The sequence below is a fragment of the Aliiroseovarius lamellibrachiae genome, from assembly GCF_018599245.1.
Taxonomy (GTDB): Bacteria; Pseudomonadota; Alphaproteobacteria; order Rhodobacterales; family Rhodobacteraceae; genus Aliiroseovarius; species Aliiroseovarius lamellibrachiae.
This window is the reverse complement of the sequence record NZ_JAHEVJ010000002.1, coordinates 266,418-291,397: the sequence shown is the minus strand read 5'-3', so window position 1 is coordinate 291,397 and position 24,980 is coordinate 266,418. Positions and strand designations below refer to the sequence as shown.

The window sequence follows — 24,980 nt, the reverse complement described above, 5'->3', positions numbered from 1 at the left end:
TAGGAAGTAGTATGACCCCTTTGCACGGACTGAAAGTCGTTGAACTTGCTCGCATTCTTGCCGGGCCTTGGATAGGCCAATCGCTTGCCGATCTAGGCGCAGAGGTGATCAAGGTGGAAAGCCCAAGTGGGGATGATACACGGAAATGGGGCCCTCCGTTCATCGAGCGGGATGGCGATAAAACCGCCGCCTATTACTATGCTGCGAATCGGGGGAAGACCTGTGTGACCAGCGATTTTCGCACCGAAGAAGGTCAGGCGCAGGTGCGCGAGCTGATCAAGGATGCGGATATTCTGATTGAAAACTTCAAGGTTGGCGGGCTTGCGAAATACGGGCTGGATTACGACAGTTTGAAGGCCCTGAACCCACGCCTGATCTATTGCTCGATCACAGGGTTTGGCCAAGACGGGCCTTATGCGAAGCGCGCCGGGTATGATTTTCTGTTGCAAGGGATGTCGGGTCTGATGTCGATCACCGGCGAGCCGGATCGTCAGCCGCAAAAAGTGGGGGTCGCCGTCACGGATGTGGTCACCGGGCTTTATGGCACCATCGGGATTTTAGCCGCCGTTGAACAGCGTCATCGCACCGGGTTGGGCCAGCATATCGACATGAGCCTTTTGGATTGCGCGACGGCCATGCTCGCCAATCAGGCGATGAACTTTTTGGCAACCGGTGAAAGCCCCGAGCGGCGCGGCAATGCGCATCCCAACATCGCACCCTACCAGGTGCTGCCGACCGCGGATGGGCATTTCATTCTGGCCGTGGGCAATGACGGGCAATTTCAGCGCTTTTGCGATGTGATTGGTCGGGAAGATCTGCGGGACAATGCAGAATTTGCCACCAACCAGTTGCGGGTTAAAAACCGCGACACTTTGACGGCGGAGATCGAAGCCGAGACTGGGAAGTGGGAGAAAGACGCACTGCTTTCGGCGCTAGAAGCGGCGACCGTACCCGCCGGGCCGATCAATTCGGTTGGTGAGGCGTTTTCGGATGCACAGCTGAAACATCGCGGCATGGAGATCGCACCGGAGGGCGTGAAGGGTGTTCGGGGGCCATGGGTCTTTTCCGATGCGGAATTGGCGTTGGATAAATCCGCGCCCGTCCTTACCCAAACACGCGTGAGCCACTGATGAAACCACGGGAAAACTAGAAAACTAGTTTTCTAGTTTTCTAGTTTTCTAGTTTTCTAGTTTTCTAGTTTTCTAGTTTTCTAGTTTTCTACGAAATCTCACCCAACTGCTCCAACACAAGAAAAAAGGCCGCCCCAAAGGGCGGCCAAGTCTGGGAGTGTCGTTAAACGACAGGTATAAACGCCGCCCGAAGGCGGCGCCTATTCTTTGACCTCAGAACAACAGGTTCGGCAGCCACAAAGCGATTTGTGGGAACGCCACGACCAGCGCCAACCCAAGGATTTGCAAGATCACAAAGGGGATGGCCGCCTTATAGATATCGCCGATTGTGATCTCGGGCGGGGCCACGGATCTCATGTAAAAGAGGTTATACCCAAAGGGCGGCGTCAAATAAGCCGACTGCATCGACAAGATAAACAAGACCGCAAACCAAGTGGTATCAAAACCCAGATCGCGCACGATCGGCACAAACAGAGGCACGGTGATAAACACAATCGCAAAGTCATCCAGAAACATGCCAAGCACAAAATAGGTGGCCAGCATGGCGATGATCACCCACATCGGCGACAGGTCAAAATCTTCAATCAACTCGCCAACAATCTGCCCTGCGCCCAGCCCCACATAGATCTTGGAAAAGAACACAGCGGCGATGGTGATCCACATCAACATGCCCATCAATTTGGTGGTGGTCAGCATCACATAACGCATCATATCCCAGCTCAGGCGCCGCTGAATGCCCGCGATCACCAGCGCACCAAATGCACCAATGGCGGACGCTTCTGACGGCGAGGTCACCCCACCGATGATGCAGCCCAGAACCGTGAAAATCAGCAGACCCGGCGCGATGAGAAAACGCAAAGATCCGATTTTTTCGCGCGCGGTAAATTGCTCCCGCGCGGGGGGGCCCATCGCGGGGTTCAGGCGACAGCGCACGAGAATATAGATGATGTAGATCGCCGCCAGCATCAGCCCTGGCATCAGCCCTGCGGCAAAAAGCTTACCCACACTGTCACGCGACAAAAACGCATAGATGATCATCAGAACGGACGGCGGGATCAAAAAGCCTAGCGCGCCGCCGGCCATGATTGTGCCGGTGACCAGCTTGGGATCATAGCCGCGTTTCAGCATTGCGGGCAGCGCGATAATGCCAAGCGACACGGTCGCCGCACCCGACACACCCGCCATCGCGGCAATCAACGCACAGATAATCACCGTGCCAATACCAAGCCCACCGGGCAGACGCCCCATCAGCTTGTGGATCATCTCAAACAGGTCATCGGTGATGCCAGAGCGTTGCAGCACCAGCCCCATAAAGATGAACATCGGCAAGGCCACCAACAGAAAGTTATCCATCGCCGAGAAGGTCGACGAGATCAACAGATCCAAGCCGCCATCGCCGTAAATCATAAAGGCGCTGCCAACGCCGCAAAAGGTCAATGCCCAAGCCAGAGGCGCGCCCAGCGCCATAAGCCCCAGCATTGATAGAAACATGATCGCAGTGATCGTAAGGGGATCAAGCTCCGCCATAGTCTTCCCTCCCTGACAAGGACAGCTGCCTTGCCGTTTCAGTATTATTCTGTGTCGTTGCTATCCGCGTCGGGCATGTATTCTGGATCGGTTGCCGACGTGTCTTCGTGTTCACGAGGATCGTGGAATTCGATACCCAACATGGTCAGCGTCGCCCGGACAAGCTCGGCCAGGTTTTGCAACCAGACCAGCCCCACCGCGAGCGGAATGACCGACTTGATTGGGTAAAGCGCCGGTTGCCAGACAGATTTGTTGGAATATTCCCGCACCGCCCAGCTTTCGGCGGCAAAGTCGAGGGACATCTTGAAAAAGATCCCCATCACCACAAGGCCGATCGCGAAAATAATCACGTCACAGGTGGCGCGCGCGCGCGTGCCCAACATGCCCCAGATCACTTCGGACCGCACATGGCCCCGGTGGCGCAGGGTAAAGGCCCCGGCCATAATGCAAAAACCACCATAGAGCATGGTGGATAGCTCATGGGCCCAGGTCGTTGGCGCGTTCAAGAAATAGCGCGCGATAATTTCCAGCATCAGCACGGCGATCATCGCAAGCGTCAACCAAGAAATGGTCCGCCCGACAAGCTCGGACAGACCATCTTGAATGACAAGATATCTTGTCACCAATCCCATTACAGGCGCCCTTGAGCCTTTGCATTGGCGACCAGAAGATCAATGAATTTCTGGTTGCGCGGGCTGCGGGCCGCCTCTTCTTGCCACACACCTTGGGCGGCGGCTGTCAGTGCTTTTGAATCCGCGGCTGGCAATGTTGCATATGTAAAAGTGCCCTCGGCCACACCAGCGTTGCCGTCAGCCAGCCACTGGTGAATGTCGTCTGCGAACTGCGCGATGGCGGTTTTCAAAATGGCTTTATGCTCATCCGACAGCTTGTTCCAAGCCGCAGGGTTGGCAAGGAAGGTTTCTGTCCAACCGGGCATCAGCATGTTCATGAAGGTATAGTTTTGCGCGGTTTCATGCAGCTTCAGTTGCTCATATTCCACCGGGCCACCATAGATCGCGCCGTCAATCACGCCGGTCGACATGCCGATGTAAAGCTCTTGCGCGGGCAGATACACGGTTGGAATGTCAAAGGCGGACAGGACTTTTGCCACATTGGATGTCGCACGGATTTTGCGGGTCTTCAGATCAGCCAACGAGGTCACAGGCTCTTTGGTCAGAAGGTCGTAGTTATGACCATAGCCTTTGCCCAGATAAACAGTGCCGGCCTCAGCATAGGCTTCTTTCAACAAAGCATCCACTTCGGGGCTGTTAAACAGCGCCTTGGCTTCGTCCACGCTGGCCCATGCGCCGGGCAAGCCCGCTTCGATATTGCCCACGTCGATTTGACCGGACCAGTAACCGCCGGTGCCATGCACGATATCGACGGTGCCTTTAGAAACGGCATCGGCAAATTGATCAGAGGCCACCAGCTCTCCGCCACGGAAATATTGAATGCGCAGGGTGCCGTTTGAGGCGTCTTTCACGGCCTTGCGAAACTTTTTCGCAATCGGGTCGATTTCTGTGCCGTAGAAGGTGTGAAACCGCAGGCGCACAGTGTCCGCTGTGGCGGTGGTCGCAACAGAGGCAAACGCGGCGGCGCCTGCAAGTGCGCCCAAAGCAGCGCGACGTGTGAAAGTCGTGAATGTCATAGGATCTCCTCCCGAGGCGTGGCCTCACTTCGTTCCGTTGCACGGCGACCTGCCCCTCCTCGGGTGAAGCCACAGTGTGGGACGCTCCTACATCAAGGAAATGACGGTGCGCAATATTTTAAGCGACATTCAGGGTGATTTTGCGCAAATTAATGAGCGGTTTGATCAAATTATGTAAGCGCCATTTTTACTGACATGTTAAATATCAAATACTTAAGTCTAAATCTTTCGAATTGTTACGAACAAGATTTAGCGAATTTAGATCGCTATTTCCTTCACAAATTCACCGACTCAGCAATTTGCGCCCATGATTCGCTTTCATTTACCTGCCCCTGCGTAAAGTTAAACTGCGGCAGATTGCACCATTTCGACGCGACAGGCGCACACATATCCACAGCACATCCGCAAATGATGGCGGACAAGATGCGCGCGCAGCGCTATACCAAAACGGCCCCCCCCCTCATATGGCAAAGGAAAAGACATGAGCACATTTGACGAAGACTTGTTTCTGAAAGGCTTGGAGCAACGCAAGGCAACGCTTGGCGCGGAATATGTTGAAAAGAACCTTGCCGCCGCAGACGAGTTCACCCGCCCATTTCAAGAAGCGATGACCGCATGGTGCTGGGGGTTTGGCTGGGGCGACGATGTGATTGACGCCAAGACCCGGTCGATGATGAACCTGTCGATGATTGGCGCATTGGGAAAAATGCACGAATGGGAGCTGCACTGCCGTGGTGCCATCAACAATGGCGTCACCAAAGAAGAGATCCGCGCAATCATCCATGTGATTGGCATTTACTGTGGCGTGCCACAAGCGTTGGAATGCTTTCGGGCCGCGCGCAAGGTGCTGGACGAGGTTTAGCCCCCGCGCAAAGGCCCCTGCCAACGCTTACGACAAAAACAACGCGCTTTCTTCCCTTTGATGCGCCGGTTCCCCTTGAGGTTCGGCGCATTTTGCCACAAAACAGGGAAACCTTTTTGGCCATTGATCAGGAGTTCGCGTGTCCCTCTTCCTTATCGTCGCATTGCCCTTTCTCGGGGCCTTGCTGCCCGGCCTGATGAATTCTGCGGGCCGCCAAGCCTGTGCGGGTGTCACCTTTATGGTCACCTTAACCGCGCTGATTGGACTTTTGACCAATTTGCCCACCGTGCTTGCGGGTGATCTGATCACTGCGCAATTCAATTGGATCCCACTTCTCGGCTTAAACGTCACCTTGATGCTGGACGGGCTTGGGTTCTTTTTCGCCTGTCTGATCCTTGGCATTGGCCTTTTGATCATCACCTATGCGCGCTTTTACCTCGCGCGTGAGGACAATATGGGCGAGTTCTTCACCTATCTCTTGCTGTTCCAAGGCGCGATGGTTGGGATTGTCCTTAGCGATAACATCTTGCTTTTACTGGTCTTCTGGGAGCTGACGTCGCTGTCATCCTTCCTTCTTATCGGCTATTGGAAGCACCTTCCCGAAGGGCGGCAAGGCGCGCGTATGGCGCTGGCTGTGACCGGGATGGGGGGGCTTGCCATGATTGCGGGGATGCTGATCCTGGGTCAGATTGTCGGCAGTTATGATCTGAGCGTTATCCTTGAAAACCGCGCATTGATCCAAGCGTCGCCCCTTTATGTGCCGGCCTTGCTGCTGATCCTGCTGGGGTGTTTCACCAAATCCGCGCAGTTCCCGTTTCACTTCTGGCTGCCACATGCAATGGCGGCCCCGACCCCCGTGTCGGCCTATCTGCACTCTGCCACGATGGTCAAAGCCGGGATTTTCCTGATGGCGCGCATGTGGCCGGTGTTGTCTGGCACGCCGGAATGGTTTGTGATTGTGACCGGGGCCGGGCTGATCACAATGGTTCTGGGCGCCGTGATTGCCCTTTTCAAACACGACCTCAAGGCGCTTTTGGCGTTTTCAACCGTCAGCCATTTGGGGCTGATTACGATGCTTTTGGGCACGGGCACGGCGTTTGGCGCGATGGCGGCGGTGTTTCACATCCTGAACCACGCCACATTCAAAGCCGCGCTTTTCATGTCCGCTGGCATCATTGATCACGAAACCCATACCCGCGACATTCGCCGTTTGGGCGGGCTTCGCCACCTCATGCCGGTGACCTTTGGCATTGCAAGCCTTGCGGCCTTGTCGATGGCTGGCATCCCGCTGCTCAACGGATTTTTGTCCAAAGAAATGATGCTGGAAGAGGCGTATCACACCACGCTGTGGGGCATGCCTTATCTTGTTCCTGCGCTGGCCACCGTTGGCGCGCTTTTCTCTGCCGGGTACAGCTTTCGCCTTATTGGCCACGTCTTTCTGGGGCCAAAACGCGATGATTATCCCGCGGCCCCGCATGACCCCGGTGCGGGGCTGTGGTTGCCGCCTGCCTTGCTGGTCGTTTTGGTGGTCATCATCGGTGTCGCACCGTTCCTGGCCGAACCTTTCGTGAAGCTTGTGACCGCGTCCGTGCTTGGCACAGCAGCAGACGTGCCCCATGCCCATTTCAAGATCTGGCACGGCCTGACGCCCGCGCTTTACATGTCAATCATCGCTGTTGCAGGTGGCCTGACGCTTTTGGCTGTCTTCAAACCCAGCTTGCGGTTCTGGGATCTTTTGCCCCGACCCGAAGCAAAACGCATTTTTGATGCGGTGATCAACGCCTCGGTCGCCCTGTCACGTCAAATCATTCATCGCCTGCATGACGGCGCATTTTCCCGCTATGCCGCGATCATGGCCGTGACGGTTATGGCGGTTGGCTATCACGCTTGGGTCACCGGCACTGTTGGCCCTGCCACCCGCGCGCCCCAGCCTGCGAACCCCGTACAAATTGCCGGTTGGCTGATGTTGGTTACCGCCACCTTGGGTTTGGTCTTTTTGCACCGCAATCGCCTGTTGTCCCTTATCCTGATTGGGATTGTCGGGCTGGTGGTCTCGGTTAGTTTTGTGTTCTTTAGCGCGCCTGATTTGGCAATGACCCAGCTGACGGTAGAGGTGGTGACCATCATCCTATTGTTGCTGGCGCTGAACTTCCTGCCCAACCGCACGCCCATCGAAAGCAGCGTGTTGCGCCGCACCCGTGACGGCGCCATTGCGGCGGCGGGCGGGATTGCGACCATGGCGATGTCTTATCACTATCTTCTGCGCGACAGTATTGCCCCAAGTATTTCGGAGTTCCATCTTGCCAATGCCTATCAGGGCGGCGGCGGCAAGAACGTCGTGAATGTGATCCTGGTCGATTTCCGGGGGTTTGACACATATGGCGAGATTATCGTGCTTGGCATTGCTGCGCTGTTGATCTTTGCCCTAACCGAAACCCTGCTGGCAGGCCCGGTCAGGGCGCGGCTTTTGAACCGGAAACCGGATCAGCCCCGCGCGGGCATTATGCATCCAATGATGATGGTTGTGCTGACCCGTGTGATTATGCCTGTGGTTCTGATGGTCGGTTTCTACGTCTTTTGGCGCGGTCACAATGAGCCGGGCGGGGGCTTCATCGCGGGCCTCATCGTCTCAATTGCGGTGGTGATGCAATATATGGCAAGCGGGTTTTCCTGGACGGCTGCGCGGATCAGTTATCCTTATCACGGGGTGATTGGCACGGGTGTTTTGATCGCGGGATTGACCGGCGTTGGGTCGTGGTTGTTTGACAAACCCTTCCTGACCTCTGATTTCACCTATGTACGCATTCCACCGTTTGAAAAGTTTGAACTGGCCACAGCAGCCCTGTTTGACTTGGGCGTATTTTTCGCCGTTGTTGGCGCGGTCATGCTGTCGCTGGAAAGCTTTTCACGCCTTGCGCGCCGGGCCCATGTGCCGGACGCTGATCACCCCATGGATATTGACCCGTCACGCGATGACACCACACCAAAGGCGGAGCTGTAAATGGAACTTCTTGTTGCCTCAGCTATTGGCATCCTGACCTCAGCTGGCCTGTATCTGGTGCTGCGCCTGCGCACCTTTCCGGTCATCATGGGGGTGTCCCTTTTGACTTATGCGGTGAACATTTTCCTGTTTGCCTCTGGGCGGTTGACCGTTGGCGCGCCACCTATTCTGTCAAATGCGGCAAACTACACCGACCCTTTGCCACAGGCCTTGGTTTTGACCGCAATTGTGATTTCCTTTGGGATGACGGCCGTGATTGTGATGATCTCGCTTGGGGCTTATCTGGGCGGGGATGACGATCACATCGACGACCTTGCGGCGACACCAGAAGCGGACCCAAATACAGACCTAAACACTGAGGGCACGCAATGACCCATTGGATCATCCTGCCGATTGTGCTTCCGGCGTTTCTGGCACCTTTCATTGTCTTGGCGGCGCGCTATCACATCACCATTCAGCGGGTCATTTCCGTCTTTGGGACGCTTTGCCTTGTGGCGATCACCGCGGGTCTGTCTTGGCAGGCCTCTGACGGCACGGTCACGCTGTATCAGCTGAGCGACTGGGCCGCCCCCTTTGGCATTGTGCTGGTCGGGGATCGGCTTTCGACGCTGATGGTGTTGCTGACCTCTGCGCTTGCCTTTTTTGTCCTGCTCTACGCAATCGGCTCTGGCTGGGACAATCGCGGGCGGCATTTCCATGCTTTATTTCAGTTCCAGCTGATGGGCATCATGGGCGCGTTTCTGACAGGCGACCTCTTTAACCTCTTCGTGTTTTTTGAGGTTCTGTTGATCGCATCTTATGGCTTGATGATCCACACCGGCGGCACCGTTCGCCTGCGCGCGGGTGTGCAATATGTGCTTTATAATCTATTGGGATCCACACTGTTTTTGTTTGCGCTGGGGGCGATTTACGCAGAAACCGGCACGCTGAACATGGCTGATCTTGCAGGCCGGGTGCAGTTGATTGATGCCTCGGCCACCGTGGGCATTCGCATCGCGGCGGTGTTATTGTTGATGGTCTTTGCCGTGAAAGCCGCCGTGGTGCCGTTGCATTTCTGGCTGCCCTCAAGCTATGCCGAGGCCCCTGCCCCGGTCGCGGCCCTCTTTGCGATTATGACCAAAGTTGGCGCGTATGCGATCATTCGCGTTTACACGCTGATCTTCCCACCAGATCTGGCCGCCACGGCGGGTCTGCATGGGTGGTGGCTGTTGCCGACCGCCTTGGTGTCACTGGCCATTGGCATGGTCGGGATCCTCGCCGCCAAACAGCTGGACCGATTGGCCGCCTTTGCGGTGATCGGATCAATGGGCATGGTGATGGTGTCCATCTCGCTGTTCACGCCAGCGGGCATGTCGGCCGCACTGTATTACATTGTCCATTCCACCCTGGCCGCAGGCGCTTTGTTCCTGATCACAGATTTGGCGCGTGCGGGGCGGGACAATCTTGACCTGACACCCCAACCGCCCGTTTCGGGTGCCCCTTTGACGGCGGCGCTTTTCTTTGTGGCGGCCATTGCAATGGCGGGCCTTCCGCCCTTTTCAGGCTTTATCGGCAAGCTGTTGATCCTGAACGCGGCCTTTGACACGGCCTATGCGGCGTGGATCTGGGCCGTGATCCTGATCGCAAGCCTGATCAGCGTGGTTGGGTTTGCCCGCGCCGGCAGCGTTTTGTTTTGGAAAGCGCAATCCGTCGAGCAAGGCGAAAATGCCGAACCAAGCCCTGCGCCGTCAGGTCTGTCTTACGTCGCAGTTGGCGGGTTGGTCACGCTTTTGGTGGGGCACACGGTCTTTGCAGGCCCCGCGACCCAATACACCACCGCTATATCCGAACAGCTTTTTGCCCCGGAACGCTATCTTTCGACAGTTTTAGAAACACCCGGCAAACTGTCAGACCAAACAGAAGGAGCGCATTGAGATGATGAAACTCCTGCGTTGGTTGTTGCCGCACCCCGCCCTGACTTTGCTGCTGACACTTGTTTGGGTCTTGCTGCAAAATAGCGTGAGTTCGGGAATGGTGGTGTTTGGTCTGATCCTTGGCATCATCATTCCCATCGCCACCGCGCGCTGGTGGCCCGATCGCCCCAAGGCCGTGCATTTGGGAAAACTTCTCATCTATTGCGTCCTGGTGATGTGGGACATCATTGTCGCCAATGTGCAAGTGGCCTGGATTGTCCTGACGAAATCCAATGCCAAGATGAGCCCTGCTTGGGTGGTGATCCCACTTGAGCTGCGCTCGCCCGAAGCCATTACAGTTTTGGCAGGCACCATCACACTGACCCCCGGCACCGTGTCCGCCGATCTGTCAGATGGGGGGCATTACCTGTTGGTGCATGCGCTTGATGCCGAAGATCCCGACGCCGTGCGCGATGATATCAAACAGCGCTATGAACGTCGCCTACAGGAGATTTTCAGATGACCCTTGCAACTGAAATGATGAATTGGTCGCTTTACGCCGCATTTGTCATCGTCGCGATCGCACAGATCATGGCGATGATCCGGCTTTGGATTGGCCCAAGCACCGGGGACCGCATTCTTGCGCTGGACACAATGTTCATCAATGCAATCGGCCTGATTGTGCTGCTTGGCATCGCCCAAGGGGTGCAGATCTATTTCGAGGCGGCCCTGATCATTGCCATGCTGGGCTTTGTCTCAACCGTGGCCTATGCGCGATTTGTGCTCCGGGGGGATATTATCGAATGACGATTGAAATCCTCGCCACCTATACCATCGCGCTGCTTCTGCTCATTGGTACAATCTTCACGCTGGTCGCAGCCATTGGTCTGTTGAAACTCAACGATCCGATGACCCGTCTGCACGCGCCAACCAAGGCGGGCACCGTGGGGATCGGAGCCTTTCTTATGGCGTCCATTCTCCAGTCCTATACCTTCGGCGAAGGCTCATTTCATGAGCTGCTGATCATGGCATTTTTATTTGTAACCGCGCCAGTTTCGGCAAACTTCATGGCCAAGGTAAGCCTTCACCGTGGGGCCTGCGCCCTGCCACCGCCGACACCACAGGATGAAACATGGTCAACCTTGAACCACTTTGATCATGACGGAGAGGTCGAAGAGGTGGCGCGGGATGATAAGCCCAATCCTGTATGACGTTTCGCATGAAACACGCCTCACCAAGCGCCGCCTGAAATCAAAGGCATCAACGCCAAAAAGACGGCATGTTTTAACAGGCCGCCATCAACCGGTAAACGATTTGTGCTGCGGTGAAATCCCACGCGGCATTGCCGTCAGGTGCCAGTTCAACCACATCAAACCCCACGCAACGCCGCCCTTTTAGCGCGTGTTCCACCAGATGCAGCGCCTGATAATAGCCAAGCCCACCGGGAACCGGCGTGCCGGTGGCAGGCATTTGTGACGGGTCAAGCCCATCCACATCAAAGCTGACATAAACCAGTTCTGGAAAGTCGTCCGGCAGGTCCACGGACTGGATATTGCCGGTGACCAACGCCTCAGCATCCACATGAAACACGCGATTTTGCACCCGGCTTTCTGCCTCTTGGGCACACAGCGCACGCACGCCAAACTGGGCCAAACGCACACCCTCCTCCGCCAGCAAATGCATGACCGATGCATGAGAATGTTTCTCGTCTTGATACGCGACGCGCAGATCCGCATGGGCATCCACCTGCACAATGCCGATCGGCTGGCCAAGGGCGCGCGCAACCCCCATCACCGCCCCATAGCTAAGCGAGTGTTCCCCGCCCAAGGTAACGGGGATTTTCCCAGCCCGCACCGCGCGTTCCGTCCGCAGCGCCAAACGCGCCATCACCTCGGGCAACGGCCCCTCGCAATCAAGCGCGGGTTCCGTGAAAATCCCATCGGCACAGGGTTCGGCGGTGCCACAGATCCGCTCCAGCTCATCCGACGCATCCAAAATAGCACCCGGCCCCTTTGCGGTGCCAGCCCCATAGGAAACCGTGCGTTCAAGTGGGACCGGGATCACCCAAAATCGGGCGGCTTCGGTGCGTTCATCAGCGGTCAGCTCACTGTCGAGAAAGATGCTCATCTTGGGATCCTTACGAAAGACGATCTTTGAAATCGGTATAGGAAAATTGCTTCACAATCTGCAACGCGTCGCTTTGGCTGTTCCACAAAGCAATTGTCGGCAAGGGGACACCGTTGAATGTGTTGGTTTTCACCATCGAATAATGGGCCTGATCGAGAAAGGCGAAACGGTCCCCAATCTTGAGCGGCTCTGCGGTGGTGTAGTCACCGATGACATCCCCGGCCAGACAGGACGGCCCACCAAGCCGGTAGGTATGCCCATCGTCAACTTCATCCAACATCGCAGGGCGATACGGCGCCTCGATCACATCGGGCATATGGCAAGTGGCGGAAATATCGGTGATCGCAAGGTTCATGCTGTTCTGCGGCAGATCAAGCACTTCGCCCACCAGAATGCCCGCATCCAAGGCCACCGCCTCGCCGGGTTCAAGATAAACCTCAACCCCATATTTGGCCCGAATATCTTTAATAAACGCAATCAAAGCCTCACGGTCATAATCATCACGGGTAATGTGATGCCCACCCCCAAAGTTCAACCATTTCAGGCCGTTAAGATAGGGTGTGAGCGTCTGTTCCACCGCCGCCCATGTGCGGGCCAGCGGGTCAAACCCTTGTTCGCACAACGTGTGCATGTGAACCCCATCCACGCCCACAAATACGCCATCCGTCAGGCTGCTGATCGGCGTGCCGAGCCGCGAACAGGGCGCGCAGGGATCGTATTTGGCGACCTCACCCTCGGAATGCTCGGGGTTCAGGCGCAGCCCAACCTCTTTCCCCGCCGCCTGACATTTGGTCAGAAACCGGTCTTTCTGAGCGGGGCTGTTAAAGATGATGTGGTCCGAAAGACTGATGATCTCGTCGATCTCGCTGTCTTTGTAACCCGCGCAAAACGTGGCCAGCTCGCCGCCATATTCCTCGTGCCCCAAACGGGCCTCATAAAGCCCACTGGCACAGGTGCCACCCAGGTGCTGACGCACCAATGGGGCCAGAGAAAACATCGAAAACGCCTTGAGCGCGGCCAGCACATGTGCGCCCGACCGGTCTGCCACATCCGACAGGATCGTCAGATTGCGGGCGATTGCCACCTCGTCCACCACAAAGGCCGGGGTCGGCACGCGGGACAGATCAAAGTCGCGAAAGGCGCCGGCATCCCCGGCTTGGGTGGTCATCATCTCGGGCATGGGAAACCCCATTTTGGGCAAAAAGGAAGCCCGGCGTGACCGCCGGGCCTGTGTTTAGAAATCGACGGGACCATCGAGTTCATGCACCTGCCACGGCAACCCGTGCGCGTTCAGCATATCCATGAAATCATCGGGATCGAGCTGTTCCATATTCCACACGCCAGGCGCATTCCAATTGCCCTTGAGCATCTGTGCCGCGCCGATCATGGCAGGCACACCTGTAGTGTATGACACCGCCTGCGAACCGACCTCAGCAAAGCATTCTTCGTGGTCGCAGATGTTGTAGATGTAAAAGGTCTTTTCACCCGAGCCATCTTTCGCCTGACCCGTCGCGATATCGCCGATACAGGCCTTGCCTTTGGTCAGCGCACCAAGATCTCCGGGATCGGGCAGCAGGGTTTTCAGAAACTGGATCGGGATGATTTCCTGACCCTGATGCATCACAGGTGTGATCCCGGTCATGCCAACATTCTGCAGCACCTTGGCGTGCATGATATAGGCATCCCCAAAGGTCATCCAGAACCGCGCGCGCTCAATCTCGGGGAAATGGGTCGACATCGACTCCAGTTCCTCATGGTACATCAGATACATATTTTTGGGGCCAACGCCGGGGAAATCAAACGCGACCTTATGGGTCATGGCGGGGGACACTTGCCAATCGCCATTTTCCCAATGGCGCGCGTCGGCCAGCACTTCGCGCAGGTTGATCTCGGGGTTGAAATTGGTTGCAAACGCCTGTCCATTGTCACCGCCATTGGCGTCGAGCACGTCGATCTGGCGGATGGTATCAAGCTTGTGTTTCTTGAGCCAGGTCGCAAACACACTGGTCACGCCCGGATCAAAACCTGAGCCCAAGATTGCCGTCAAACCGGCCTCTTTGAACTTATCCTGATAGGCCCATTGCCAGTGGTATTCAAACTTGGCCACATCTTCGGGCTCGTAATTCGCGGTATCAAGGTAATGGCATCCGGCCTCAAGGCAGGCATCCATCAGCACGAGATCCTGATAGGGAAGCGCAAGATTAACGAGAAGCTCGGCCCCGGTTTCGCGGATCAACGCAACCGTTGCCGCCACATCCATCGCGTCCAAAGCAGCGGTTTTGATCTCAACACCGGTGCGCTCTTTTACGCTCGCGGCAATCGCATCACATTTCGATTTGGTCCGGCTGGCCAGCGTGATGTCGGTAAAGATATCCGCGTTCATCGCCATCTTATGCACGGCTGCGTGACTTACGCCGCCCGCCCCAACAACAAGTGTCTTACCCATGGTGGCTTTCTCCTTCCTGAGGTTATTCATAATAAGTGTAGCCATTGATCGAGTCGCGGTAGGCCCCAATCAGGATCTTGCGATCACTGGCTTTCACAGCCCCGCTCGAAATTGCCTCATCGACCATTTTGCGAAAGGCCGCAACGCAATCGGCGGGATCATATTCAACATAAGACAACACCTGAGAAATCGTGTCGCCCTCTTGTTCATGCAACAGATCAAACCCGCCATCCGCGCGCAGATCGATCGTCACCACATTGGTGTCCCCAAAGAGATTGTGCAAATCACCCAGCGTTTCCTGATACGCACCGACAAAAAACACCCCAAGGTAATAGCGGCCTTCCTCAGGTAATGAATGTACGGGAAGCGAGGGCGAGATGCCATCGGCGAGAATAAACTGATCCACTTTGCCATCGCTGTCACAGGTAATGTCAGACAGAACCGCGCGACGGTCCGGCACTTGGTTGAGCATCTGAAGCGGCACAATCGGGTGCAGCTGATCAATCGCCCAAACATCCGGCAAGGATTGGAACAGCGAGAAATTGCAGTGATAGACATCCGCCACTTTCTCCAGATGCTCGCCCATCTCGTTGACCTCATCCGAGGCCGCTACAAGGGCTTTGATCCGGGCGGTCAATGACAGGTAAATACGTTCCGCCCGCGCCATTTGGCGCAGATCCACATATCCACGGCGAAACAAGGCCCGCAGCTCATCGCGATAGAAGGACGCATCGTTCCAGCATTCCTGCACGCGCCCGGCCTCCAGATACCCTGAAATCGCCGCGAGATCGGCCACCAGATGATGATCATCTGGCTGCACATCCGGCGCATCAGGGGCATCATAAAGCGTGGTTTCCAACACATCGAAGATCAACATCGACGAAGTTGCCGCCACCGCCCGCCCGCTTTCCGTCACCAAAATCGGGTGCGCCAGCTCTGCCTCATCCATCGCATAGGCCACGGTTTCCACCACATTGGCGCAATATTCTTCGACGGTATAGTTGATCGAGTTTTCCGCCGCGCGCTTTTCGCCGGTGTAATCAATGCCCAAGCCGCCACCCAAATCCAGATGGGTCAGCGGCGCGCCTTCGCGGGTGAGTTCAACAAAATAGCGGCATGCCTCCGCCGCGGCCCGGCGCACATCATTGACGTCCGGCACCTGACTGCCCAGATGCGAGTGCTGCAACTGAAGGCAATGCAACAGCCCTTCGTCTTTCAGCCGGTCCACAACGCGCAGCAATTGGTCGGTGTTCATGCCAAAGGTAGACCGATCCCCCGAGCTTTCCTGCCACTTTCCGCCAATCTGGTTGGTCAGTTTCACGCGGACGCCCAGCAAGGGATCAATCCCCAGCTCACGGGTCACTTCGATCACCGTTTCCGCCTCTTTTGGGCTTTCCAGAACAATCACTGTGTTGAAACCAAGGCGGCGCGACAGGATTGCCAGCCGAATGAACTCGGCATCTTTCACCCCGTTACAGACAATCAGCGCGTCCTTGGCCAGACGATGCGCCAGCGCAATGACCAACTCAGGTTTGGATCCAGCTTCGAGCCCATAATTGAACGGGCGGCCAAATTCGACAATCCGATCTACGACCTGCGCCTGTTGGTTCACCTTGATCGGGAAAACGCCACGATAGGGCGCCTGATATCCAACACGTTTGATGGCACTGGCGAAGCTTTCATTGATGTTGCGAATTTCATGTTCCAGAAACGAACTGACCCGCAACACCAGCGGCGAGGCAATGCCGCGCTGTTCCAAGTCTTGCAGAATGTCAGGAAGGCTGATCGGGGTCGCAGAATCGCGCGCCGGATCGCATAGCGCGACATCCCCATTGGGGAGAACTGTAATCAGTCCTTTGCCCCAACGATCGACGCCATAAATGGTCTCGGAACGAGTGTGGTCTTGCTTCAAGTGAGGCGACCTTTTCTTTTGATTGTAAACGAAAAAACCAGAAGGACAGATGTTTTACGCCTGCATATCAGGCAGGGTGCGAACGACCCATTTGTCTGTAATGAAACCACGTCATGCGCATGCACTCCTGAAGTTTATCTCAGTCAGAGGACGTTGTTATACGGTGAATGGTGGTAGGTTCCAATAGGGAATTTCCCCTTGGGCAAGGGCAGAAAAGGCGTACATCTGCCGTGGTCCTGAGCAGTGGCAATACGACTTTCAGGCCGTGTAAATGCACCGATGTTCTGCCGACCACCTATACATCATCCGGCCTGGCGAGGGTGACCACAAGGGTGACCACTTTGACTTAGTGGAAATCCCGACTTGGAAACAATTTCTTAGCCTGATCCCTGGGGTGGAATGCGCGACCTGTGGGAGTAGAATGTTTGGGCCGAGGGCTATCGTCAGCCTGGGGCAATGTTTGACCAATCGTATCATCCATGGGGTGCCCAAGCTCGGACAGTTTGTACGACATGTCCTGAATATCCTGTGCAATAAGGTGAACGACGATGCCTTCACGTTGCAGGTGCCCCGATACCTGCAACAACCTTCCCCCCATCACTGCGGCTCGAAACCGTTTGTAGACCTTGGACCAAACCACAATGTTACTGACGCCAGTCTCATCCTCAAGCGTCAAGAACACCACGCCTGAGGCCGTGCCTGGGCGTTGACGTGTAATGACCAAACCGCAGACCGTGACACGACCAAGGGGAACATGTGGCAGTTCAGAATGTGGTGTCGTGTTGGGCAATGACGGTCGTATCAGTTCGACGGGGTGAGCCCGCAGTGACAGTCGCATTGATACGTAATCTTCGACCACCGCCTCCCCCAAATTCATGATAGGCAACGCGACCTTCGGTTCGGCAATCACTTCACCATCAATGGGATCATTGAACAGCGGCAAACGTGTGTCAGCCCGGATCGCCTTGACCTGCCACAACGCATCACGCCGCGTTAACCCGAGATCGGTGAACGCATCAGCCTCGGCCAAGCGTTCCAATGTCCCCGATGAAACACCAGCGCGGTGCCAAAGACTGGGGATGTCGTGATACCCATTCCCACGGGCGCTTACGATCCAGTCTGCGTCTTCTTGTTTCATACCCTTGATTTGTCGAAACCCCATCCGCAGGGCCAGATTGCCGTCACCCCGCTTTTCCAGACGATTATCCCAGTCGGAGTTGTTGACACAGATGGGGCGGATTTCGATGCTGTGTTCACGGGCATCCCGTATGATCTGGGCCGGTGCATAAAACCCCATTGGCTGGGAGTTCAGGAGCGCACAGGCGAAGGCGGCTGGGTGGTGGCATTTCAACCACGCGGACACATAGGCCAGCATGGCGAAGGCTGCGGCATGGCTTTCGGGGAAACCATACTCACCAAAACCTTCGATCTGGGTGAAGCAACGATCTGCAAAATCAGCATCATAACCACGCCTTAGCATACCGCTGATAAAGCGATCTCTGAACGTGCCGATCGTTCCCATTTTGCGGAATGTCGCCAAGGATCGCCTGAGATGATCGGCTTCTTCTGGACTAAACCCTGCCGCAACGACCGCGATCTGCATTGCCTGTTCTTGGAACAACGGAACGCCGCATGTCTTGCCAAGCACAGCCTTCAACTCAGCCGAGGGAAAGCTGACCGCCTCTTTCCCCTGTCGACGATTGATATAGGGATGTACCATTCCCCCCTGAATTGGACCTGGCCGCACAATCGCGACCTCAATCACGAGATCATAGAAGGTGCGGGGCCGCATCCGTGGCAAGAAGTTCATCTGCGCACGGCTCTCTACCTGAAACACACCAATCGCATCTGCCCCGCAAAGCATGTCGTAGGTCTTGGTGTCTTCTTGTGGGACCGTCGCAATGGCAAGTTCAGGGCCATCATGGGACGAGATCAAATCAAAACATTTGCGGATGCAGGTCAGCATCCCAAGCGACAGGATATCGACCTTTAGGATGCCCAAAGTGTCGATATCGTCTTTGTTCCATTCGATCACGGTGCGATCTTCCATCGCTGCATTTTCAATCGGGCAGAGTTCGTCCAAACGCCCTTGAGTGATGATAAAACCGCCAACATGTTGGGACAGGTGCCGTGGAAACCCGATGATTTCACCGATCAAACGCAGGGTCTGTGCAAGGCGGCGGTCACTTGGATCAAGGCCAAGTTCGCGGACACGGGTTTCATCAACACCTCTGCCTGACATCCCCCAGATTTGCCCCGTCAGACCGGCCAATACATCCTGTGAAAGCCCCATGACCTTGCCGACTTCACGAATGGCCGCTCGTGTTCGAAAATGAATGACGGTGGCACACAAGCCAGCTCTGTGTCGGCCATATTTCTCATAGATATGCTGCACCACTTCTTCACGGCGCTCATGTTCAAAGTCGATATCAATATCTGGTGGCTCGCCGCGATGTTCCGACATGAACCGTTCAAACACCATCGTGATGGTTTCTGGGCCAACATCGGTGATTCCCAACGCATAACACAGGATCGAGTTCGCCGCCGATCCACGCCCCTGGCACAAAATCCCCCGTGATCTGGCAAAGACAATAATGTCATGCACCGTCAGGAAATAGGCTGCAAACCCCAACGATTTCACCAGTTTCAGTTCCTTATGCACCAAGCCTTGCACATGCTCTGACACCCCATTGGGATACCGCCGCTTCAGGCCAAGATGCGTCAACCGTATCAACCTGTCTTGCGCCGTTTCCCCATCGTTCACCTCTGTCGGATAGTCGTAAGACAGCTCCGACAGGCAAAAGCTACACTTGGCGATTATTTCTTGTGTTCGCCGAATGGCCGCCGGGTGCTTGTGAAAAAGGCGGGCCATATCCTGAAGCCCCTTTAGCCGACGTTCCGCATTTGGAAGGGCACGTTTCCCGATATCGTCAATGCTGCATCCTTCACGCAGGCAGCTCAGCACATCCGCCAACTGTCGACGTGATCCGTGGTGCATCAGCACATCGCCAATGGCGACCATTGGCGCAGACGTGGCGTGGGACAATGACATGCAACGGTCAAATTTCGCTTGATCACTGCCATCGTAGCGTGGCGCACATCCCAGATACACATTCGAAGGAAAGACCCGCGCCATCTCTGCGATATGGCCTGCGGCATCTCCGTCGTTCTCTTGGGGGATCGCAATCAATGTCATGCCAGACCCGCCCGCCGTCAGGTCGCGATATGACAGATGACACTGTCCTTTGGGGGCACGTCGTTTGCCAAGGGTCAGTAATCGCGATAGCGCCTCATACCCCTTTCGATCCTTGGGCAACGCGATCCAATGCACCGTGCTGTCTTGCAGGACCAACCTGGCCCCGACGATTAGCTTGGGGAACTGATGCCCAATGTCAGGGCGGCGGATTGAATTGGCTTGCGTGATTGTCCGGCTGCTGTGGTCCACCTGCTGGGTTGATTTTATCGCAATATCCTTTGCGGCCATGCGTTTGATTTCTTGCAACGCAGCATAGGCCCGCACCACGCCTGCCAGCGAGTTCTGGTCGGTTATCGCGATCGCAGACAGGCCCAGTTCCGCTGCCCGTGTGACCAGTTCCTCGGGGTGAGACGCCCCTTTGAGAAAGGTAAAGTTGCTGGTGGCACAAAGTTCGCCGTAGGTCATGCGAACACCCCTTGCACAAACCAACTTGGATTTTGCGGCGTATGGAACATCCAAAGGCGATGTCCCTCTCTCGTCTCAACCTGCCAATAATCACGGACACCATGCCGCCAGTTCTCATCCTCTAACCACCATTCAGGGGCAATCCGTTCTGGCCCAGTGAGACGCCCAACGGTGAATGACATCGCCCGCCACTTGAACCTGTTTGGTGGGCGATGCCCCTGTGCCGCGATATATTCAGGTGGGAACAACCGAATAGGCCGCGGGTTCGTCAGACCCCATGACCCGTTTGGTTCAGACCATGCTGCAGGTGAAACAATATAGCTGCGTTCAGGGATGTGACTGTCAGCGGGCAGGAACCTTTGGATGTTTTCCAAACCGATGCGATTGCCTAATCGTGTCATCAAATCGTGCAAATCGCCGCTGTCATGCCCTCTGTGACTTTGGGAAATCTGTTCGACGGGCAGCGGTTCAACCTGTGTGGCCACAAGGCGCAATTGGTCGATGCCAAAGCCTGCATCAATCCCATCTACGCCCTTTGCGAACAGCGGCAGCATTCTGTGCGGATCACGTAAGGCCCGTGCAAGCCGCAGCTCAACACTTTGGTCGGCCCCATCAATACGGCGACAGATCAGACATAACACCCGCGCACCAGACGTGTCCCGGGCCAGCTTTTCACACAATGGCAGTAACAGACGCTCAACACCCGCCATTACATCCTTGGCCAAGCCAATTGGTTCAGGAAGGGTCAGCCGCATCGCATAGTTCTGTTGGTTTTTCTCAGGAGAGAGGCTTTCGGCCTGATGCCCCAAAGCCTGATCCAGGCGCATGAGAACGGATGCCCCAAACCTTTGACCGATAGTTGCACGAGGCAAGTCCGCAAGTTGTCCAACGGCCTTAATACCCAGCCGTTGCAGGGTTATATCCTCTTTGGGTGTAATCCTAAGACAGGCAACAGGCAGCGCATTTATGGCCTGTCGTGTCTGGCCCACTTGTGCGAGACCTTCACCAAATCGCGCCAATGCCCATGCCGCACCGACCGTATCAGCCAAACCGATGCGCAGCGTGAGTTTGGACCCTCCCAACCGCATACGCATATCCTGCAACATCGCAATCTCCCCCCCAGACAGATGCGCAGACCCTGTCACATCAAGCAGCAAACCATCAGGCCCGTCTTTACCGACCCACGGACAATACCGTTTGGCCCATCTGACAAGGCCATCTAGAAACGCCTGATCCGCCCGTGGATTATGTTCGTCCGTCTGGAGTTCGGGACAGAATGAACGCGCATCCGCCAACCCCATCCCGCGTCTTAAACCACGTTGTTCAGCAAGCGGATTTAGACACAATAAGCGGTCTGCATTCCCGATCTGTGCAATGACCGCGAAAGGGCCTTCACGATAGCGTTTCCGAAGGAGCCGTTCGCTCGACATGCTGGGAAACCACAGAGATACGACGCGCCGTTTCATTCCACCTTACATTCCAACTCCCATTTGTTCCTGATTTGTTCTTATTAAGCGACCACCGCATTTGAGTCGAGTCATCAGAGGAATAAACGGGGGCGACATGCCAACGTGTCTGTGTCGCATTGCTGCCCATGCCATCACACACAATCATAAGACCGGTTGAGCCACCCGCCTCTGCAGCCAGTTGCAACCTTCGCCCAGATGTCAACGACAAGGGCGCCGTAAGCTCGGCTATCACCAATGAGACAACGCCCGATCGCAATGCTTCTTCCGTCGCAGCCAGCACATCAGTTGGGCTATTACACTTTCCGATCAACACCTGATGTGGGTCACAATGCATCTGTAAGCCAAGGGGGTTTACCACCTCTGTTACCCACCCCTCGACAAACCAAATCGCGGTTCCCTCAGTCTTCCCGCAACAGATCGACGCAAAGCTATACGCCCCTGCTCCAGTAACCTCGTGGTACCGAGAAGGCTTTAAGGGGAATACATCTGCGAATTGGCTGGGCATCAATATTTATGTTCACTAAACGTTCCTAATTTCAAGTGCCCATTGCGTAAGATCGCAGCACACTCCTTTCCAGTCAAAGCGACCCATAATTTACGCGCGATAATTAATTTCTTTACAACACCCATTTTTCCAATCAACTTTCGAAAGCAGGAATTACCACGGCCCAATGGAAGTATTCACCAATGAGCGACCAAAAAAGTTCACTAGTCGCTTACTTTTTTTGCTAGGTGGTTTTCTTACAGTGCGCAGGCCCGTTGGACATACCCCCACGCTAAAACCATCCAGTATTCAGCTGGTGCATGAGGTTGCATACGCTTGCATTGAATTGCGAATTTAATGGTGGCAAGAAACCCCCATCTAGTAAGTTTTATTTAAAAATAACAACTTGATGGGGTTTCTGGCGGAGACGAAGGGATTCGAACCCTCGAGACCCTTCCGGGCCTACTCCCTTAGCAGGGGAGCGCCTTCGACCACTCGGCCACGTCTCCGTCGACCCGTATAAGTGCGCAAAACCAGATAAACAAGGCCAAAAAATACAACCTTTTGAAAAAACCTCAACGACAAGAAGCTTGCGGAATTCGGCACAAATCGGAACTGTAATGCACCAGTGTTTGGCAAGAATTTGGCAATTTCTTCAGCTCCCATTTTATTGCAGTATTTTAGCGATACCCAATGCTCACCGCAGTTATACTGCGTGATGTTCTCAGCTCCAGTTGAACAAATCATTCCCACCGAAACGGCCGGTGCACTCAGGTAAATGCCTTACAAACCCAATGTCTAAGACATTTCGACGACGTCAGCGTCAAAGGCAAAACAGAGTTAGGGCTCATTATGTTGCGACAAGGCAACCAGCCCAACCACGCATTCCACAGGAGTGGCATCGCATCGTTTTCAAGCCTTTCGTTCCCAAGACTTCAAGTCGTTGACCTCCCGCCATCATCCACTCCTCAGTGGTTACGATGAGCAACAAACCCTCTCTTAGCAAATAGAACTGTTTGGTCCCATGGGCGCTGACCTCAGACAGTTGAGGTTCGCCTGCCAGCTGAGCTGAGTGATCAATCCATCATGGGCAAGCGTGCCGTTGATGCGGCCTGCGCCAGTTGCCACGGTGAGAATGCCGCCGGTCAACAAGGGACCGCTCCGCCGCTGACCCACAAAATCTATGAGCCCAGACTCCATGCTGATATGGCGTTTGTCCTTGCTGCGCAGCCTGGGGTCGGGGCACACCACTGGCCCTTTGGCGACATGCCGCCAGTCGAAGGCGTGACCAACGCTGACAGTGCTACCATCGTTTCTTACGTGAGAGAATTACAACGTGAGAATGGGATAAACTGATCGTTGAGTATCTTCATCGGCAATAAATTTGGGCAATTGCTCATCTTGATCGGCGTGGTCTTTGTCGGTCTTATTGCTTTGGGTGAACCCGCTTTGGCGCACGGAAAACACGGCCAGAGCATGGAAGCCGTTGTCAGTGTCGATGAGGCCCAGCACATCGCGACTGATCACAAACGACATTGCCACGGTGGCGCGTTTTGTTCTGGCTCCGTGATCGTTTTCTCATCTGAGGTGGTGCCACAATTCGACGAACAATAGGCGCGACATAGCATTCCCGAAGCAACTCAGGCCTCGCCCGTTTCATCCTCTTTCGATCCGCCACCTCCCCGCTACCTGATCTAAAAAATGCGAACCTGCGCGGGTTTTCCACGCGTCGATATTTTCGGACAGGAGAAATAATATGAAAATCGAGAAGCTTGCGATTGGCGCCGTGGCCGCGTCGTTGCTTTCTATGGCGGCATGGGCGTGATGAAAAAGGCCCTCAAGGTGCTGACGCCCATGATGCGAGGGCAGATCGCATATGATGCTGATGTTATTCGCGCGATGCACCTGCATGGGCATCATTTTCAAGAGGAAAGGCCAGACGACAGCCTCCGCCCGCTGCGCGACACGATCTTGATGGGTCGCGGGCAAGAACGAACCATCGTTTTCCGGGCCAAAAATCCGGGCGACTGGCTTTTGCACTGCCACATGCTGTCCCATCAGGTAGCCGGCATGAAAACTTGATTGTGGGTCACAACATGATGAGCCGCAAACAGATATTACTCTTGGCAGGACGAGTTGTTTTGCTTGCTACTGCGGCCGCCGACGCGCCTCCACCAACGCTCAGCACGGTTTCAGCCGGTATTGCCCGCGGGTGGGATGTTCAACCCGCCCGTCGCGGGTCAACTCGGCCAGCGCCCGGTAAACGCTTTCGTGCGAAAGGCCGAGTTCTGCAGCAAAATCCAGCACGGTGCCGGTCAGCCGCCCATCGGCCAAGCCGGCCAGAACCCTGTCCTTTGCAGATCGGATCGCCAAAAGTTCCAAATGTCGACGATAGGTTTGAACCTGCCCGGCCAGTCGTTTTACAAAGGCCGTCGCAAATGCGCTGTCCTTGGCCATGGCCGCCAACACGCTCTGCCTGTCGAATGCCAAGACGACGCTGGGCTGCTGCGAAATCGCATCACAATGGTAGTGGTCTGAGAACACTGACGGCTCGGCAATCGTATCTCCGGCGGTGGCGCGGAACATCGTCACTTTCTGTCCAGCTTCGGTGTGCCGGATCAGGTTGACCGCCCCGCTTTGAAGAAAAAACATCGCCCTGCTCGGGTCGTCTTGCCGAAACAAGGCATCGCCGCTGCGCAGATCTCGCTGTGATATCCCGTGCCTGGGGAGCGATCCGAACGGGGGTGGGAGTTCATTGATTTGCTTCATTATGATCGAAATCATAAAGCTTATTCGGCGGGTTTGCCAGTTTGTTGGACAT

General features: G+C 55.5%; 20 protein-coding genes, 1 tRNA gene and 1 pseudogene. 11 read left to right on the top strand and 11 right to left on the bottom strand.

Annotated features, from left to right (window positions below):
* Positions 1-11 precede the first annotated feature (11 nt).
* Positions 12-1,130 (top strand): CaiB/BaiF CoA transferase family protein, encoded by a 1,119-nt coding sequence (locus KKW20_RS04850; RefSeq protein WP_214566580.1) that lies wholly within the window; start codon positions 12-14, stop codon positions 1,128-1,130.
* A gap of 213 nt (positions 1,131-1,343) precedes the next feature.
* Here the strand turns inward: KKW20_RS04850 and KKW20_RS04845 are convergent, their stop codons facing one another.
* The 3 genes from KKW20_RS04845 to KKW20_RS04835 are packed head-to-tail and all read right to left on the bottom strand — an operon-like array spanning position 1,344 to position 4,305.
* Complete coding sequence (locus tag KKW20_RS04845) at positions 1,344-2,657, bottom strand: TRAP transporter large permease (RefSeq protein WP_214566578.1); 1,314 nt, start codon at positions 2,655-2,657, stop codon at positions 1,344-1,346.
* Between the two features lie 44 nt (positions 2,658-2,701).
* On the bottom strand, positions 2,702-3,289 hold the full coding sequence (locus tag KKW20_RS04840) for a TRAP transporter small permease subunit (protein WP_214566576.1): 588 nt from the start codon (positions 3,287-3,289) through the stop codon (positions 2,702-2,704).
* Complete coding sequence (locus tag KKW20_RS04835; protein WP_214566575.1) at positions 3,289-4,305, bottom strand: TRAP transporter substrate-binding protein; 1,017 nt, start codon at positions 4,303-4,305, stop codon at positions 3,289-3,291. Before KKW20_RS04835 ends, KKW20_RS04840 begins: the two co-directional genes overlap by 1 nt.
* Before the next feature lie 481 nt (positions 4,306-4,786).
* Here KKW20_RS04835 and KKW20_RS04830 point away from each other — a divergent pair, with 481 nt between their 5' ends.
* The 7 genes from KKW20_RS04830 (at position 4,787) to mnhG (ending at position 11,271) form a co-directional block, all read left to right on the top strand.
* Entirely contained in the window at positions 4,787-5,167 is a 381-nt protein-coding gene (locus tag KKW20_RS04830; protein ID WP_214566574.1) for a carboxymuconolactone decarboxylase family protein, read from the top strand.
* Between the two features lie 139 nt (positions 5,168-5,306).
* Complete coding sequence (locus tag KKW20_RS04825; protein WP_214566573.1) at positions 5,307-8,168, top strand: monovalent cation/H+ antiporter subunit A; 2,862 nt, start codon at positions 5,307-5,309, stop codon at positions 8,166-8,168.
* A complete protein-coding gene (locus KKW20_RS04820) occupies positions 8,169-8,540 on the top strand; it encodes a Na+/H+ antiporter subunit C (RefSeq protein WP_214566568.1) in 372 nt (123 codons plus the stop codon).
* A complete protein-coding gene (locus tag KKW20_RS04815) occupies positions 8,537-10,081 on the top strand; it encodes a monovalent cation/H+ antiporter subunit D (protein ID WP_214566566.1) in 1,545 nt (514 codons plus the stop codon). Before KKW20_RS04820 ends, KKW20_RS04815 begins: the two co-directional genes overlap by 4 nt.
* Before the next feature lies 1 nt (position 10,082).
* On the top strand, positions 10,083-10,583 hold the full coding sequence (locus KKW20_RS04810) for a Na+/H+ antiporter subunit E (RefSeq protein WP_214566564.1): 501 nt from the start codon (positions 10,083-10,085) through the stop codon (positions 10,581-10,583).
* Complete coding sequence (locus KKW20_RS04805; protein ID WP_214566562.1) at positions 10,580-10,867, top strand: K+/H+ antiporter subunit F; 288 nt, start codon at positions 10,580-10,582, stop codon at positions 10,865-10,867. Before KKW20_RS04810 ends, KKW20_RS04805 begins: the two co-directional genes overlap by 4 nt.
* The gene (mnhG, locus tag KKW20_RS04800) at positions 10,864-11,271 is read left to right on the top strand and encodes a monovalent cation/H(+) antiporter subunit G (RefSeq protein WP_214566560.1); all 408 of its coding nucleotides are present in this window, start codon (positions 10,864-10,866) and stop codon (positions 11,269-11,271) included. Before KKW20_RS04805 ends, mnhG begins: the two co-directional genes overlap by 4 nt.
* 73 nt (positions 11,272-11,344) lie before the next feature.
* On the opposite strand, the gene speB is transcribed toward mnhG, so the two are convergent.
* From speB to KKW20_RS04765, 7 genes are all read right to left on the bottom strand, one after another.
* On the bottom strand, positions 11,345-12,187 hold the full coding sequence (speB, locus tag KKW20_RS04795) for an agmatinase (RefSeq protein ID WP_214566558.1): 843 nt from the start codon (positions 12,185-12,187) through the stop codon (positions 11,345-11,347).
* Positions 12,188-12,197: 10 nt separating this feature from the next.
* Positions 12,198-13,367 (bottom strand): carboxynorspermidine decarboxylase, encoded by a 1,170-nt coding sequence (gene nspC / locus KKW20_RS04790; RefSeq protein WP_214566556.1) that lies wholly within the window; start codon positions 13,365-13,367, stop codon positions 12,198-12,200.
* Between the two features lie 54 nt (positions 13,368-13,421).
* Positions 13,422-14,633 carry a saccharopine dehydrogenase family protein gene (locus tag KKW20_RS04785; protein ID WP_214566554.1) on the bottom strand — a complete coding sequence of 404 codons (1,212 nt, stop codon included), beginning with the start codon at positions 14,631-14,633 and terminating at the stop codon, positions 13,422-13,424.
* Positions 14,634-14,655: 22 nt separating this feature from the next.
* Positions 14,656-16,545: a biosynthetic arginine decarboxylase gene (gene speA / locus KKW20_RS04780; protein ID WP_214566553.1), complete on the bottom strand. Its 1,890-nt coding sequence runs from the start codon at positions 16,543-16,545 to the stop codon at positions 14,656-14,658.
* Between the two features lie 346 nt (positions 16,546-16,891).
* On the bottom strand, positions 16,892-20,206 hold the full coding sequence (locus tag KKW20_RS04775; protein WP_214566551.1) for an error-prone DNA polymerase: 3,315 nt from the start codon (positions 20,204-20,206) through the stop codon (positions 16,892-16,894).
* The gene (locus tag KKW20_RS04770; RefSeq protein WP_246534451.1) at positions 20,203-21,636 is read right to left on the bottom strand and encodes a Y-family DNA polymerase; all 1,434 of its coding nucleotides are present in this window, start codon (positions 21,634-21,636) and stop codon (positions 20,203-20,205) included. The genes KKW20_RS04775 and KKW20_RS04770 overlap by 4 nt, the downstream gene beginning before the upstream one ends.
* A 942-nt stretch (positions 21,637-22,578) precedes the next feature.
* Positions 22,579-22,668: transfer RNA gene (locus KKW20_RS04765), tRNA-Ser, on the bottom strand.
* A gap of 535 nt (positions 22,669-23,203) precedes the next feature.
* On the opposite strand from KKW20_RS04765, the pseudogene KKW20_RS04760 reads away from it, so the two are divergent.
* The 3 genes and pseudogenes from KKW20_RS04760 to KKW20_RS04750 form a co-directional block, all read left to right on the top strand.
* Positions 23,204-23,515, top strand: a pseudogene (locus KKW20_RS04760) (c-type cytochrome); the annotation flags it as partial.
* 3 nt (positions 23,516-23,518) lie between these two features.
* Entirely contained in the window at positions 23,519-23,773 is a 255-nt protein-coding gene (locus KKW20_RS04755) for a hypothetical protein (RefSeq protein ID WP_214566545.1), read from the top strand.
* A gap of 201 nt (positions 23,774-23,974) precedes the next feature.
* Positions 23,975-24,241 (top strand): multicopper oxidase domain-containing protein, encoded by a 267-nt coding sequence (locus tag KKW20_RS04750; RefSeq protein WP_214566543.1) that lies wholly within the window; start codon positions 23,975-23,977, stop codon positions 24,239-24,241.
* 99 nt (positions 24,242-24,340) lie between these two features.
* Here KKW20_RS04750 and KKW20_RS04745 read toward each other — a convergent pair whose 3' ends face one another.
* On the bottom strand, positions 24,341-24,928 hold the full coding sequence (locus KKW20_RS04745) for a Crp/Fnr family transcriptional regulator (RefSeq protein ID WP_214566541.1): 588 nt from the start codon (positions 24,926-24,928) through the stop codon (positions 24,341-24,343).
* Positions 24,929-24,980: the final 52 nt, after the last annotated feature.

Excerpts from the sequence above, each read along its gene's own strand:
- KKW20_RS04775 (WP_214566551.1), bottom strand. The coding sequence starts at position 20,206 with ATGACCTACGGCGAACTTTGTGCCACCAGCAACTTTACCTTTCTCAAA.
- KKW20_RS04785 (WP_214566554.1), bottom strand. The coding sequence starts at position 14,633 with ATGGGTAAGACACTTGTTGTTGGGGCGGGCGGCGTAAGTCACGCAGCC.
- KKW20_RS04845 (WP_214566578.1), bottom strand. The coding sequence starts at position 2,657 with ATGGCGGAGCTTGATCCCCTTACGATCACTGCGATCATGTTTCTATCA.
- KKW20_RS04810 (WP_214566564.1), top strand. The coding sequence starts at position 10,083 with ATGATGAAACTCCTGCGTTGGTTGTTGCCGCACCCCGCCCTGACTTTG.
- mnhG (WP_214566560.1), top strand. The coding sequence starts at position 10,864 with ATGACGATTGAAATCCTCGCCACCTATACCATCGCGCTGCTTCTGCTC.
- KKW20_RS04745 (WP_214566541.1), bottom strand. The coding sequence starts at position 24,928 with ATGAAGCAAATCAATGAACTCCCACCCCCGTTCGGATCGCTCCCCAGG.
- KKW20_RS04840 (WP_214566576.1), bottom strand. The coding sequence starts at position 3,289 with ATGGGATTGGTGACAAGATATCTTGTCATTCAAGATGGTCTGTCCGAG.
- KKW20_RS04770 (WP_246534451.1), bottom strand. The coding sequence starts at position 21,636 with ATGTCGAGCGAACGGCTCCTTCGGAAACGCTATCGTGAAGGCCCTTTC.
- KKW20_RS04805 (WP_214566562.1), top strand. The coding sequence starts at position 10,580 with ATGACCCTTGCAACTGAAATGATGAATTGGTCGCTTTACGCCGCATTT.
- nspC (WP_214566556.1), bottom strand. The coding sequence starts at position 13,367 with ATGCCCGAGATGATGACCACCCAAGCCGGGGATGCCGGCGCCTTTCGC.
- KKW20_RS04850 (WP_214566580.1), top strand. The coding sequence starts at position 12 with ATGACCCCTTTGCACGGACTGAAAGTCGTTGAACTTGCTCGCATTCTT.
- KKW20_RS04820 (WP_214566568.1), top strand. The coding sequence starts at position 8,169 with ATGGAACTTCTTGTTGCCTCAGCTATTGGCATCCTGACCTCAGCTGGC.
- KKW20_RS04750 (WP_214566543.1), top strand. The coding sequence starts at position 23,975 with ATGGGCGTGATGAAAAAGGCCCTCAAGGTGCTGACGCCCATGATGCGA.
- KKW20_RS04830 (WP_214566574.1), top strand. The coding sequence starts at position 4,787 with ATGAGCACATTTGACGAAGACTTGTTTCTGAAAGGCTTGGAGCAACGC.
- speB (WP_214566558.1), bottom strand. The coding sequence starts at position 12,187 with ATGAGCATCTTTCTCGACAGTGAGCTGACCGCTGATGAACGCACCGAA.
- KKW20_RS04815 (WP_214566566.1), top strand. The coding sequence starts at position 8,537 with ATGACCCATTGGATCATCCTGCCGATTGTGCTTCCGGCGTTTCTGGCA.
- KKW20_RS04835 (WP_214566575.1), bottom strand. The coding sequence starts at position 4,305 with ATGACATTCACGACTTTCACACGTCGCGCTGCTTTGGGCGCACTTGCA.